Here is a 12,927-nt window from a genome sequence, read left to right on the forward strand (position 1 = left end):
CGCACGTCCTGCTGACGGCGTCCGCTTCCCGGACGTCCGCTGCCACCTGCCGCCCTCCGCCGCCGAAGGGCCCGCGAAGCCTGCCCACCGCCAGGGAGTCTCATCGTGTCCACCACGTCAGTCACGTCCGCGTCCGGTACGACCGGTCCGCCGGCGACCGCGATACCTCTCGAAGCCGATCTCCCCGTCGTCGCCCGCCGGCATCCGTGGCGCTGGGTCGGCGTCGGCGTCGTACTGGTCCTGCTCGCGATGTTCGTGCACGGCCTCGTCACGAATCCGGGGTGGGACTGGCCGACGTTCTTCCAGTTCTTCGCCACCCGGACAGTGTTTTCCGCACTCTGGGTGACCATTCAGCTGACGGCGTACGGCACGGTGCTCGGCTTCGTACTCGGGGCGGTGCTGGCGTCGATGCGGCTGTCCAGCAGCCCGTTCCTCCAAGTCGTTTCCTGGGGCTACATCTGGGCGTTCCGTTCGATTCCGTTGATCGTGCAGCTGCTGTTCTGGTTCAACATCGCGTACCTGTATCAGGAGCTCAGCCTCGGCATCCCGTTCGGTCCGGAGTTCGTGCACTTCAGTACCAACGACCTGTTCGGTCCGCTGGGGGCCGCCGTACTGGGGCTCGCGCTGCACCAGGCGGCGTACGCCGCGGAGATCATCCGTGGCGGAATCATTTCTGTCGACGCCGGCCAGCTGGAGGCCGCCGCGGCACTCGGCATTCCGAAACCGCGCCAGTTTTTCCGGATCGTGCTGCCGCAGGCGATGCGGTCGATCCTGCCGAACGGCGCGAACGAGGTGATCAGCCTGTTCAAGGGCACCTCGATCGTCTCGGTGATGGCGATCCCCGAGCTCTTTTACCAGGTCCAGGTGATCTACGGCCGGAACAGTCGCGTCGTACCGCTGCTGATGGTCGCGACGGTCTGGTACATCGTGCTGACCACGCTGCTGTCGATCGTGCAGTACTACGTCGAGCGCCGCTTCGCCCGCGGGACGACGCGATGATCGACATCAAGGGCGTGCACAAGAGCTTCGGCGACCTCGAAGTACTGAAGGGGATCGACCTCGACGTACCGGCCGGCGCGGTCACCGTGATCCTCGGACCGTCCGGATCGGGAAAGTCGACGTTGCTGCGGTCGATCAACCACCTGGAGAAGGTGGACCGCGGGCTGATCCGGATCGACGGCGAGCTGATCGGGTACAAACGGCGCGGGAACAAGCTGCACGAACTGCGGGAACGGGAGATCCTCCGGCAACGGTCGCAGGTCGGGTTCGTGTTCCAGACGTTCAACCTGTTCGGGCACCTGACCGTGCTGCAGAACGTCGTCGAGGCACCGGTTTCCGCACAGCGCCGGAAACGCAGCGAGGTCGAGCCGTACGCGCGGGAGTTGCTGGAGCGGGTCGGGGTCGGCGACAAGGCCGACGTGTACCCCAGGAAACTTTCCGGCGGTCAGCAGCAGCGGGTCGCCATCGCCCGCGCGCTGGCGCTGAAACCGAAGGTCCTGCTGTTCGACGAACCGACCAGCGCGCTCGACCCGGAGCTCGTCGGCGAGGTCCTCGACGTGATCAAGGAACTCGCGCGGGACGGCGCCACGATGGTCGTCGTCACCCACGAGATCGGCTTCGCCCGGGAGATCGCCGACACCGTGGTCTTCATCGACGGCGGCCGGATCGTCGAGTCCGGCCCACCGCGCGCGGTCCTCGACAACCCTGTCCACGAGCGCACTCGCGCCTTCATCTCCAAGGTTCTCTGACTGATGAAACGACTCCTGCTCATCGCCGCGGCCGGTCTGCTCGTACTCGGAACGGCTGGTTGTGGCACCGAACCGCAGGCGACTGCGGCCTCTGACACCGGCGTGAACACCTCCGCGGAGCAGAACCGCGTGACGACGACGAAGAACGAGGCCGCCGCCGCGCTGCTGCCCGCCCAGGTCCGCGACCGCGGCACCTTGGCCGTCGGTGCCGGCTTCGGCAGCGGCAGCGTGCCGCTCGGCTTCTACGCCGACGACAACAAGACCCCGATCGGCCTCGAGGTGGACATCGCCTATCTGGTCACGCAGGCGCTCGGCCTGCGGCCGGAGATCGAGGTGACGAGTTGGGAGAACCTGTTCGTGGGTCTCGACTCGGCCAACTACGACGTCGGGTTCTCGAACATCACGGTCACCGAGAAGCGGAAACAGAAGTACGACTTCGCGACGTACCGCAAGGACGACATCGCGTTCGAGGCGAAGAAGGGCGGCAGCTGGCGGGTCGCCGGCGCCAAGGACATCGCCGGGAAAACGATCGCGGTCGGTTCCGGAACGAACCAGGAAAAGATTCTGGTCGACTGGAACGAGGCGAACATCAAGGCCGGGTTGCCCGCAGCAACCATCAAGTACTTCCAGAAGAACACCGACACGTACCTGGCGCTCAGCTCCGGCCGGATCGACGCGTACCTCGGGCCGAACCCGTCGATCGCCTACCACGTGAAGACGTCCGGTGAGACCGAGACGATCGGCAAGTTCTCCGGCGCCGGGCCAGCGTTGCAGGGGCTGATCGCGGCCACCACGAAGAAGGACAGCGGCCTGGTCAAGGCGTATCAGGCCGCGATCAACGGCGTGATCGCGGACGGCAGCTACGCCAAGGTCCTGGCCCGCTGGAACGTGAGCAACGAAGCCGTCACCACCTCCGAGATCAACCCACCCGGCCTCCCGCTGACGAGCTGAGGACATCAGATGAGAAGACGTTGGACCTTGCTGTACGGCGTGGTTCTGCTGGCGGCGGCCGCCTGCGCCGGCCCGCAGACCAGTGCGCCCCCGAAGAGCGGTGACGCGTCGCAGGTCGCGTTCGACACCTCGGCGACGCAGCAGCACATCACCACGGCGAAGGTGGATGCGATCGCAGCGGAACTGCCGAGGGCGGTGCGGGAATCCGGGAAGCTGGTGATCGGGAACGGGTCAGCGGGCGGTGGCCTGCCGCCGCTCGGGTTCACGGCCGACGACAACAAGACGCCGATCGGGACCGAGATCGACATCGCGTACCTGGTCGCGAGCGTGCTCGGGCTGCGGCCGGAGATCGACACGACCAGCTGGGAAAACTTGTTCCTGGGACTCGATTCCGGAAAATACCAGGTCGGAATCTCGAACATCGGGGTCTCCGAACTGCGCAAGGAGAAGTACGACTTCGCGACGTATCGGCTCGGGCTGCACGCCTTCGAGGCGAAGCTCGGTTCGGGACTGAAGATCAGCGGACCGGCGGACATTTCCGGAAAGACCGTCGCGGTCAGTTCCGGAACGTTGCAGGAAGCGATCCTGGTCGACTGGAACAAGCAGAACGCCGCGGCCGGCCGGAAACCCGCGAACCTGAAGTACTACCAGCAGGCCGCGGACACCTATCTCGCGCTGCAGTCCGGGCGGATCGACCTCTATCTCGGTCCGAACCCGAACGCGACGTACCACGTCGCCACGCAGCACCAGACCGAGATCGTCGGCACCGTCTCGTCCAGTTACCCGGTGCAGGGGCTGGTCGGGATCACCACGAAGAAGGGCAACGGCCTGGCCAAGCCGCTCGCCGACGCGCTGAACGCCGCGATCGCCGACGGCAGTTACGCGAAGGTCCTCGCCAAGTGGGGCCTGCAAGGCGAGGCCGTCCCGAAGTCGTTGGTCAACCCGCCCGGCCTTCCCAAGAAATAGGAGAGCTCCATGGCGATCATCGCAACGATCTCCAGCAGTCCGTCCGTTCCGTCCCGCACCGATGCGGTCCTCGACTATGTCACCAAGCGTCTGATCAGCCACGGCCACACCGTGACCCCGATCGTGCTGCGGGATCTCCCGGCCGAGCCGTTGCTGCACGGGCAGGCCGATCATCCCGCGATCGCCGCCGCGGCCGCGGTGCTGGAAACCGCGGATGCCGTTGTCGTCACGACACCGGTCTACAAAGCGGCGTACTCCGGGTTGTTGAAGGTCTTCCTGGATCTGCTGCCGCAGTACGCGTTGAAGGGCAAGAATGTGTTGCCGTTGGCAACAGGTGGGACGCCGGCGCATGTGCTGGTGATCGACTACGCGCTGCGGCCGGTGCTGACCAGTCTCGGGGCGGGAGCGATCGGACAGGGCTGGTTCGTGCTGTCGTCGCACATTCAGGTGTACGACGGGGGCGGGGTCCTGCTCGATGCGGCGGCGTCCGTCCCGCTGTATCAGGTGACCGAGGCGTTCCTCGCGACCGTCGAGGGCGGGCCGGCGGAGGAGAGCGTGCCGGTGCCGATCGGTGCGGTGGAGGCGGTCCGTGTGCGTCCCGAGGATCCGGCGGCGGCGCCGCTGCTCGCGGATCTGGTGGTCGAGTACAGCACGCGGTACGGGCGAACCAACGAGAACACGCAGCTCACCGAAGTACCGCCGTCGGATTTCCATGCCGAGCAGGGCGGGGCGTTCGTGCTGCTGCGGTACGGCGGTCGCACGGTGGCCGGCGGCGCGATCCGGAGGTACAACGACGAGACCGCGGAGGTGAAGCGGATGTGGACGTCGCAGCTGCATCGGCGGCAGGGGCTCGGTCGGCGGGTGCTGGCGGAGCTCGAGGCGGTGGCTGTCGATCTCGGGTATCGGCAGTTGTATCTGACGACGGGTCCGCGGCAGCCGGAGGCGGCGGGGTTGTATCTGGCGGCCGGGTTCCTGCCGCAGTTCGACACCGAGGTGGATCCGGAAACGATTGGTCCGTTGCCGTTCCGGAAAGAGATTCCGGTGGCTTTCCGGGTGGCGTCATGATCATCGGAGTCGAGATCGATGGTGCCGGTGGTGACTCCGCGGCGTGGCGGGGGTCCGAGGTTGATCCGCGGGCGGTGCTCACCGGGGAACTCGCCGTACGGGCGGTGCAGCGGGCTGAGGCGGCCGGCGTCGACTTCGCGACGTTCGTGGATGCGTTGGAGGCGCCGGACGACGTACCTGGGCAGGTGAGTGTTCGGCTGGATGCGCTTGGGCTGGCGGCTCGGGTTGCGCCGGTGACGCGGCGGATCGGGTTGCTGCCGACGATCACCGTCACGCACACGGAGCCGTTCCACGTGCAGGCGTCGGTTGCGACGCTCGACCACATCTCGGCCGGGCGTGGCGGGTGGGTGGCTGATGTTTCCTCTTCTGCTGAGGCTGCGGCGGTGATTGGTCGTCGCGAGCCGGCACCTGCGGCGGAAACGTGGCGCGAGGCGCGGTACGTCGTTGATGTCAGCCGGCGGCTGTGGGATTCGTGGGAGGACGACGCGATCATTCGGGACTCGTTGACGGGGCGGTACATCGATCGGGACAAGCTGCATTACGTGGACTTCGAGTCCCCGACGTTCGCGGTCAAGGGGCCGTCGATCGTGCCCCGGCCTCCGCAGGGGCATCCGGTGACTGCGATTCGCGTGAGCACGCCAGAGGCGCTGGAGGCCGCCGCGGACGCCGAGCTGGTGCTACTGCCGGCATCGGACGCCCTCCCAACCCAGGTACGGGCGTTGCGCGGCGAACACCGGGGCGCACGCGAAGCGCCGCGTGGCGCGGGCGGGGCATCGGGGACGGGACCGCGTCGCGAGGCCGGAGCGACCGAGGGTGGAGCGGTCGCGGGTCTAGCGGGTGGGCGGCGGAGTGTGGCGCTGACGGCGGGGGATGGGGGCCGGAGTGTGACGGTGTCGGCGGACGCGGCTCGGCGGGACGAGGTGGCTGAGCGGGGTGGCAAGGCTCAGCGGGGTGATGCGGCCGCGCGCGGTGATGCGGCTGGGCGGGGGTCGGGTGGGCCGGTGGTGCTGGCTTCTGTGCGGGTGGAGTTGCATCGGGATGGGGTGGAGCGGGTGGTGCGGGCGATCGAGGGGTGGATCGCGGCGGGGGTTGACGGGGTGCATCTTCGGCCGGGGTCGTTGGAGCTCGATGTTCCCTTGATCGCGGACGAGTTGTTGCCGGCGTTGCGGAAACGCGGACTGGTCGGGCCGCCGGAACGGGCGGGAAGTTTCCGCGGCCGGCTCGGACTGCGGCGGATGCGGAACCGGTACGCGGGGAGTCCGCGATGACGAAGCAGATCCACCTCGCGGCGCACTTCCCCGGCGTGAACAACACGACCGTCTGGTCCGACCCGGCCGCCGGGTCGCAGATCGATTTCGGATCGTTCCGGAAACTCGCTGAAACCGCGGAACGCGGAACGTTCGATTTCTTCTTCCTCGCCGAAGGCCTGCGGTTGCGGGAGGTCAAAGGCAGGATCCACGACCTCGACGTCGTCGGCCGCCCGGAGTCGTTGACCGTGCTCAGCGCCCTCGCGGCGGTCACCACTCACCTCGGTCTGGCCGCCACCGTGAACTCGACCTTCAACGAGCCGTACGAACTGGCCAAGCGCCTGTCCACCCTCGACCATCTCTCCGGCGGCCGCGCGGCCTGGAACGTCGTCACCTCCTGGGACGCGTTCACCGGCGAGAACTTCCGACGCGGCGGATACCTAGACAAGGCCGACCGCTACGTCCGCGCGCAGGAATCGCTCCGGATCGTCCGGAAACTCTGGGATTCCTGGACCGCCGACGACCTCGTCCTCGACCAGGCGGCGAGCGTTTTCGCCCGCGAGGGCGCTGGGGCCTTCGCGGACGAGGGCGACCACTTCACGATCCGCGGACGGTTCGGGCTGCCGCCATCACCGCAGGGCCGGCCGGTGATCATCCAGGCCGGTGACAGCGATCAGGGCCGGGAGTTCGCGGCCTCGAGTGCGGACGTGATCTTCAGCCGGCACGGGACGTTCGAGGCCGGGAAGACCTTCTACAAGGACGTGAAGTCGCGACTCGCGAAGTACGGGCGGGCCGAGGACTCGCTGAAGATCATGCCCGCGGTGACGGTCGTCGTCGCGGACACCGATGCGGACGCGATCGAGAAAGCGGCGTACATCCGGGAGCAGCAGGTGTCGGGGCCGACCGCCTTGGTGCTGGCCGAGTTGCTGTGGGGTCGCGACCTGTCGGCGTACGACCCGGACGGGCCGCTGCCGGCCGAGGACCCGGTGGTCGGTTCGTCGGTGACGCAGGGGCGGGTCGGCTACAACGATCCGTTTCCGATCGTTGCGGAATGGCGGGCGCAGGCGGAGCTGCACGGCTGGTCGCTGCGGCAGACCGTCATCAACCAGCAGAACCGCCAGACCTTCGTCGGCTCGCCGGAAACAGTTTCCGAGGCGGTCAGCCGGCACGTCCAGGAGGACGCCGCCGACGGTTTCGTCCTCGTTCCGCACCTGACTCCCGGTGGACTCGACGACTTCGTCGACCGGGTCGTCCCCTTGCTCCGCGAGCGCGGCGTTTTCCGTTCCGAGTATTCCGGTACGACGCTCCGCGACCACCTCGGGCTGCGCGGATGACGGACTCACGGGCGAGCGAAATCCGGTGCGTGCCGCTGCAGCGGATATCCCCTGAGGCTGCCGGTTCGCACGCTCGGCACCGCGACGGGTCCGCCCGCTCTGTGACCGGGGATGGGACGGCGACCATCGTGTTCGTCGGCGGGGGTCCGCGGACCGTCGGGCTGCTCGAACGGTTCGCGGCGAGTGCGCCGGAGCTTCTCGACGGGCGAGAAGTGCACATCCACGTGGTGGATCCGTTTCCGGCGGGTGGCGGGCGGATCTGGCGGCGGGAGCAGTCGCGGCTGCTGTGGATGAACTCGATGACGTCGGACATCACGATCTTCACCGACGAGTCGGTCGAGTGCGCCGGGCCGATCACGCCGGGTCCGGATCTCGCGACCTGGGTCGCCGGTGAGGGCGCGGTGATCCTCGAGCGGGCCGGGCTCGAACCGCCCGGGCCGATGGACTTCCCACCGCGTCTGGTGCAGGCGGAGTACCTGGCGTGGGTGTGGGAGCGCGTCGTCCGCGATCTCCCCGCGACCGTCACGACCCATCGGGAACGGGCGGTCGCGCTGATGCCGGATCAGCGGGTGATCCTCGCGTCCGGCCGGGAGATCGCGGCCGACGCGGTGGTCCTCGCGCTCGGGTACCTGGATCGGTTGCCGACGGCCTCGGAAGCGGCGTGGGCCGCGCAGGCCGCGGACGCGGGGCTGACGTACGTCCCGCCGGGCTACACCGCCGACGTCGACCTCGACGGGTTGTGGCCGAACGCGCCAGTGATCGTCCGGGGATTCGGGCAGGCGTTCGTCGACCTCATGGTGCTGCTCACCGAAGGCCGTGGCGGCTGGTACGACGAATGCGGCGGACTGCTCACGTACCACCCTTCCGGCGACGAACCGATCCTGTACGTCGGTTCGCGCCGCGGCGTCCCGTACCACGCGAAACTCGGCTACACCGTGGCCGGTACCAAGCCGGTGCCCACGCGCTATCTCACCAAGGAGGCGTTGGGCGGCGGCCTGCTCGACTTCGATCGCGATGTGCTGCCGTTGATCGAGAAGGAGTTGGCGCACGCCCACTACCGGCAACTGTTCACCGCACATCCGGAACGCACCCGGTGGTCCTGGGCCGACTTCGCTGCGGTGCTGGACCGTTGGGAGCCGGCGGAGTGGGATTCCGCGGTTTCCGCCGCCGTTCCGGATCCCGACGACCGATTCGTCCGGCACGAGGTGGACCGGCCGCTGGCCGGAAAGTTGTTTCCGGAACGGAATCAGTTCGAACGTTTTCTGACCGAGCTGATCGAGAAGGACCTGCTGCGGCGCGCGGATCCGGCGTACTCGGCCGATCTGGCGGTGTTCAACGCGCTGCTGAGTATCTACAGCGTGCTGTCGCGGGCGATCACCGACGGGCAGCTGTCCGACGAGGACCGGGTCCGGCGGGTGGAGTCCGAGTGGCACGGGTTCTTCTCGTTCGTGGCCAGCGGGCCGCCGCCGCGACGGCTCGAGGAACTGCTCGCGTTGCACCGGGCCGGCATCGTACGGTTCGCCGGGCCCGACCTGGAAGTTGCCATCGACAACGATCAGTTCGTGGCCCGGAGTCCCGGCGTGGCAGGCGAGGTCCGGGCCCGGGCGTTCGTCGAGGCGCGGTTGCCGAGGCCCGACGTACTCGCGACGACGGATCCGCTGCTTCGCGGACTGCTGGACTCCGGCGCGCTGGCCGCCGACGAGTTGTTCGCCGCTGACGGCACGAGTCTCGGCGGCGGTCAGCTCAAGGCAGACTCCCGGTCCCGCGCGATCCGCGCCGACGGAACGGTCCATTCCGCGTTGTTTCTGCTCGGTCCGTCGGTTTCCGGATCGGCCGGATCGTCGGGTTTCTCCCGGCCGCACTTCAACGGTCCCGGCTTCCGGCAGAACGACGCCGTCGCCCGCGACCTGCTCACGCTGCTCGCACCCACCGTACGGAAGGAAGAACGCCATGCCAGTTGAGTTCCTCGGCATCGCCGGGACGAATCCGGCCAGCGAGGTCACGCCGCGCACCGGCGGTCCGCTGGACCTGGAGTACACGGCCAAGCTCGCCCGCGCCCACGAGGACAACGGGTGGGACCGGATCCTGTTCGCCTACCATTCCGGCTCGCCCGACCCGGCCCAGGTCGCGGCGTACGTCGCCGGCCGGACCGACCGGATCAACCTGGTGGTCGCGCACCGGCCGAACGTCGCCTACCCGACGCTGACCGCGAAGACCTTCGCGACCCTGGACCACATCAGCGGCGGCCGGTTCGAGGTGCACGTGATCACCGGCGGGTCGACCGCGGACCAGGCCGCAGAGGGCGACTTCCTGGCCAAGGACGACCGATACGGGCGGACCCGCGAGTTCATCCAGATCCTCAAGCAGGCCTGGACCTCGGACGAGCGGTTCGACTTCGCGGGTGAGCACTACCGCTTCGAGCAGTTCCTCGCGGACATCAAGCCGTTGCAGCAACCGCGACCGCGGATCTCGTTCGGTGGCTCGTCCGCGGCGGCGTACGCCGTTGGCGCGGCCGAGGCGGACATCTTCGCGCTCTGGGGCGAACCGCTGTCCGGGACCCGGGACCAGCTGGCCACCATCGACGCGGAGGCCGCCCGTGCCGGACGCGCCGACCGGCCGGCGATCCAGATCGCTTTCCGGCCGATCATCGCGCCGACCGCGGAGTTGGCCTGGGAGAAGGCGGAAAACGTTCTCGGCCGGATCAAGAACGCGCAGGCCGGCGGCGTTCCGTTGAGCACCCGGCTCCGGTCGAAGACGCCGGAAAACGCCGGATCGCAGCGGTTGCTGAAGGCGGTCGCGGCCGGTGAGCGGCATGATCGCGCGCTCTGGACGGCGCCGACCGGCCTGACCGGTGGTGGCGGAAACTCCACGGCACTGGTCGGAACGCCGGAAACCGTGGCCGCCGCGTTGCTCGACTACTACGACCTCGGCGTCCGGATCTTCTCCGCCCGCGGGTACGACATCTACGACGACGCGATCGACTTCGGCCGGTACGTCATCCCGCTGGTGCGCTCCGAGGTGGCTCACCGCGAACAGAGGAAAGCGTCATGACCGTCATCTCCGACCTCGAGCAGGACTGGCACACCTGGCACGCGGCGCGCGAACGCGACCTGGACACCGACTACGGCTGGCTGTCCATCGTGGCGTTCGACTGGCTCCCGGTGGAACCGGGCACGATCGACGGCCTGCCAGGCACCTGGTGGGCCGACCAGCAGGCCCATGTGACGGCAGCCGGCGACCTGACGCTCGGCGGGGAGCCAGTCCGGGGAACGATTTCGGCCAGCGTTCCGGAAGCCGGTTCACTGAGCTGGCTGCTGTACGGCGACCGTTTGGCGGAGCTGGTGTTGCGCGGTGGACGGTACGCCGTCAGGCAGCGGGATCCGCGCGCTGTCACGAGGCAGCAGTTCCGCGGCGTACCGGCGTACCCGCTCGATGACGGTTGGGTGGTGACGGGGTACTTCAGCCCGTTTCCGAAGGCGCAGCAGTTGGAGGTTTCGACGGCGCGGGATGACCTGCGGCAGCATGTGACCGCTGTCGGGACCGTGCACGTGGCGCTGGGCGGTACGGCGTACGAGCTGGTTGCGACCGCTGCGGGGGACAACCGGCTGAACGTGTCGTTCCACGACAAGACGAACGGCGAGGAGACAGCGCCGTGGCGGACGCTGACGACCGGACCGGTGCAGCGGGACGGCTCGGTGCTGATCGACTTCAACCGGACGATCAACCTGCCGTTCGCGTTCACGGCGTACGGAACGTGTCCGGCACCAGTTTCCGGAAACCGCCTGGCCCTGCCGGTCACCGCGGGCGAGAAGAAACTCCGATGAAGTTCTGCACCTTCACGCTGATCGACAACTCCCCGGACCCGATCAGCGGGGTGCAGCTCACGCCGGCGGAGCGGTTCCAGGACGTGGTCAGCCAGGCGCAGTGGGCGGACGAGCTCGGCTTCGACGCGTACGGCGTGGGGGAGCGGCACGCCCAGCGGTTCATCTCGTCGTCTCCGCCGGTCGTGCTGTCTTATATCGCGGCGGTGACGTCTCGGATCCGGCTGCTGACGACGGTGACCGTACTGTCGTTGCTCGACCCGGTGCGAGTGGCGGAGGACTACGCGACGCTGGACCAGCTGTCCGGTGGGCGGCTGGACATCATCATCGGCAAAGGAAACGACCCGGAACAGAACGCACTGTTCGGGTACGAACTGGACGGACAGTGGGACCGGAACCGGGAGAAGTACGAGCTGCTCCGCCGGCTGCTCCGGGAGATCGGGGTGACGTGGTCGGGGAAGTACCGGCCCGCGCTGACCGACGCGACCACGCAACCGCGGCCGTACCGTCCGGAGGGCATTCCGCTCTGGCACGGTTCGGCCTCGTCGACCGAGTCCACCGAACTGGCCGCCCGCTGGGGTGACCCCTTGTTCTCGGCGAACGGGTTCCATCCGCTGGAGAAGTACGCCGGGCTGATTCGGCACTACCGCGAGCGTTGGGAGGCATACGGCCGTGACCCGGCCGACGCCGTGGTCGGTGCCGGGTTCAACGGGCTTTACGTGAAGAAGACCTCGCAGCAGGCTGTCGACGGGTACCGGCCGATCTTCGATGCCTTCATGGACTCACCGGGCGCCCGGCACAACCAGTTGCCGTTCCGCACGCTCGAGGAATTCCTCGAGGGCGGGTCGGTGCTGGTCGGGTCGCCGGAACAGGTGATCGACAAGTTCGGGCGGTACCAGGAAACGTTCCGGCACGAGCTGTCCGGGATTTCCCTAGCGGTCGCTGGACTCCCGGTGGATGAGAACCGGGAGTCCGTTGAGACCTTCGTCACAGAGGTGATGCCGGTACTGCGGTCTTCGTACCCGAGTCGTGTCTGGGCCTAGCCGTACGTCGGCTCCTGCGGCCAGCCTTCGGGGGAGTCCTCCCAGTCCTCCTGGCGGCCGTACGGCGCGAGGTCGGAGACGCTGGTGCTGAACAGCAGCCGGTCGACCCCGCGCTGCCCGGTGGAGTAGGTGCGGTAGACGGTGTCGCCGTCGCGGAGGAACAGATTGAGCAGGAATCCGCCGCCCGCGCCGCAGTCCGCGGAAAACGTCGTACCCGCGGAGGATGCGAACGGGATGTGTTCCCAGCTCATTTCCTTCCAGTAGCCGGCCATCTGGTCGATCGGCATGTCGGACACGGTGGCCCAGGCGATGTCGTTGCGCGCCAGGCCGGGGAGGTTGGCGACGTTCTTGGTGAAGTACGTGCAGCCGGGGCAGAACGCGTCCGGGCCGGCGTTCATGAACTGGTACAGCGCGAGCTGGCGGTGGTCGCCGAACAGCTCCCGCAGCGTCACCGGGCCGGCGGTCGAAGTGAACGTGTACTCGTCGAACCGCACCATCGGCAGCCGCCGGCGCTGGGCCGCGATCCGGTCGAGGGCGCGGGTGGCCTCTTTCTCGGCGGCCAGCAGCTCGGCGCGGGCCTGCGCCCACTCTGCGGGCGGCACCACCGGGGGCATCGCTGTCTCGGACATCGGCTCTCCTCTCGTAGGTCTTGTCCTGATGACGAAGCCGCCGGACCGTTCTCGACACCGGTTCGGAAAATTGGTCAGGAGCACTCCGTGGAGCCGGTATGCTTTCCGGGACGGACTGAGGGG

The 12,927-nt window shown here is 68.2% G+C and carries 12 protein-coding genes; 11 read left to right on the forward strand and 1 reads right to left on the reverse strand.

Annotated features, from left to right (window positions below; all coding sequences use genetic code 11):
* The first annotated feature begins 105 nt into the window (after positions 1-105).
* From ACWGID_RS02665 to ACWGID_RS02715, 11 genes are all read left to right on the forward strand, one after another.
* Positions 106-999 carry an amino acid ABC transporter permease gene (locus tag ACWGID_RS02665; RefSeq protein ID WP_452193735.1) on the forward strand — a complete coding sequence of 298 codons (894 nt, stop codon included), beginning with the start codon at positions 106-108 and terminating at the stop codon, positions 997-999.
* Positions 996-1,748, forward strand: coding sequence for an amino acid ABC transporter ATP-binding protein (locus ACWGID_RS02670; protein WP_387771110.1), 753 nt, complete (start codon positions 996-998; stop codon positions 1,746-1,748). The genes ACWGID_RS02665 and ACWGID_RS02670 overlap by 4 nt, the downstream gene beginning before the upstream one ends.
* 3 nt (positions 1,749-1,751) lie before the next feature.
* The gene (locus ACWGID_RS02675; protein ID WP_452193736.1) at positions 1,752-2,699 is read left to right on the forward strand and encodes an ABC transporter substrate-binding protein; all 948 of its coding nucleotides are present in this window, start codon (positions 1,752-1,754) and stop codon (positions 2,697-2,699) included.
* 9 nt (positions 2,700-2,708) lie between these two features.
* A complete protein-coding gene (locus ACWGID_RS02680) occupies positions 2,709-3,665 on the forward strand; it encodes an ABC transporter substrate-binding protein (protein WP_452193738.1) in 957 nt (318 codons plus the stop codon).
* 9 nt (positions 3,666-3,674) lie between these two features.
* Complete coding sequence (ssuE, locus tag ACWGID_RS02685; protein ID WP_452193740.1) at positions 3,675-4,730, forward strand: NADPH-dependent FMN reductase; 1,056 nt, start codon at positions 3,675-3,677, stop codon at positions 4,728-4,730.
* Positions 4,727-5,998, forward strand: coding sequence for an LLM class flavin-dependent oxidoreductase (locus ACWGID_RS02690; RefSeq protein ID WP_452193741.1), 1,272 nt, complete (start codon positions 4,727-4,729; stop codon positions 5,996-5,998). The genes ssuE and ACWGID_RS02690 overlap by 4 nt, the downstream gene beginning before the upstream one ends.
* Positions 5,995-7,311, forward strand: coding sequence for an NtaA/DmoA family FMN-dependent monooxygenase (locus ACWGID_RS02695; RefSeq protein WP_452193743.1), 1,317 nt, complete (start codon positions 5,995-5,997; stop codon positions 7,309-7,311). Before ACWGID_RS02690 ends, ACWGID_RS02695 begins: the two co-directional genes overlap by 4 nt.
* Before the next feature lie 101 nt (positions 7,312-7,412).
* Entirely contained in the window at positions 7,413-9,272 is a 1,860-nt protein-coding gene (locus ACWGID_RS02700) for an FAD/NAD(P)-binding protein (protein ID WP_452193745.1), read from the forward strand.
* Positions 9,262-10,362 (forward strand): LLM class flavin-dependent oxidoreductase, encoded by a 1,101-nt coding sequence (locus ACWGID_RS02705; RefSeq protein WP_452193747.1) that lies wholly within the window; start codon positions 9,262-9,264, stop codon positions 10,360-10,362. Before ACWGID_RS02700 ends, ACWGID_RS02705 begins: the two co-directional genes overlap by 11 nt.
* Positions 10,359-11,135 carry a DUF1684 domain-containing protein gene (locus ACWGID_RS02710; RefSeq protein ID WP_452193748.1) on the forward strand — a complete coding sequence of 259 codons (777 nt, stop codon included), beginning with the start codon at positions 10,359-10,361 and terminating at the stop codon, positions 11,133-11,135. Before ACWGID_RS02705 ends, ACWGID_RS02710 begins: the two co-directional genes overlap by 4 nt.
* Positions 11,132-12,175: an LLM class flavin-dependent oxidoreductase gene (locus tag ACWGID_RS02715; RefSeq protein WP_452193750.1), complete on the forward strand. Its 1,044-nt coding sequence runs from the start codon at positions 11,132-11,134 to the stop codon at positions 12,173-12,175. The genes ACWGID_RS02710 and ACWGID_RS02715 overlap by 4 nt, the downstream gene beginning before the upstream one ends.
* Here the strand turns inward: ACWGID_RS02715 and ACWGID_RS02720 are convergent.
* Positions 12,172-12,804, reverse strand: a complete 633-nt coding sequence (locus tag ACWGID_RS02720) for a DUF899 family protein (protein ID WP_452193751.1) — start codon at positions 12,802-12,804, stop codon at positions 12,172-12,174. The genes ACWGID_RS02715 and ACWGID_RS02720 overlap by 4 nt on opposite strands.
* Positions 12,805-12,927: the final 123 nt, after the last annotated feature.

Source organism: Kribbella sp. NPDC054772, assembly GCF_053611945.1.

Excerpts from the sequence above, each read along its gene's own strand:
- ACWGID_RS02670 (WP_387771110.1), top strand. The coding sequence starts at position 996 with ATGATCGACATCAAGGGCGTGCACAAGAGCTTCGGCGACCTCGAAGTA.
- ACWGID_RS02675 (WP_452193736.1), top strand. The coding sequence starts at position 1,752 with ATGAAACGACTCCTGCTCATCGCCGCGGCCGGTCTGCTCGTACTCGGA.
- ACWGID_RS02680 (WP_452193738.1), top strand. The coding sequence starts at position 2,709 with ATGAGAAGACGTTGGACCTTGCTGTACGGCGTGGTTCTGCTGGCGGCG.
- ssuE (WP_452193740.1), top strand. The coding sequence starts at position 3,675 with ATGGCGATCATCGCAACGATCTCCAGCAGTCCGTCCGTTCCGTCCCGC.
- ACWGID_RS02690 (WP_452193741.1), top strand. The coding sequence starts at position 4,727 with ATGATCATCGGAGTCGAGATCGATGGTGCCGGTGGTGACTCCGCGGCG.
- ACWGID_RS02695 (WP_452193743.1), top strand. The coding sequence starts at position 5,995 with ATGACGAAGCAGATCCACCTCGCGGCGCACTTCCCCGGCGTGAACAAC.
- ACWGID_RS02705 (WP_452193747.1), top strand. The coding sequence starts at position 9,262 with ATGCCAGTTGAGTTCCTCGGCATCGCCGGGACGAATCCGGCCAGCGAG.
- ACWGID_RS02710 (WP_452193748.1), top strand. The coding sequence starts at position 10,359 with ATGACCGTCATCTCCGACCTCGAGCAGGACTGGCACACCTGGCACGCG.
- ACWGID_RS02715 (WP_452193750.1), top strand. The coding sequence starts at position 11,132 with ATGAAGTTCTGCACCTTCACGCTGATCGACAACTCCCCGGACCCGATC.
- ACWGID_RS02720 (WP_452193751.1), bottom strand. The coding sequence starts at position 12,804 with ATGTCCGAGACAGCGATGCCCCCGGTGGTGCCGCCCGCAGAGTGGGCG.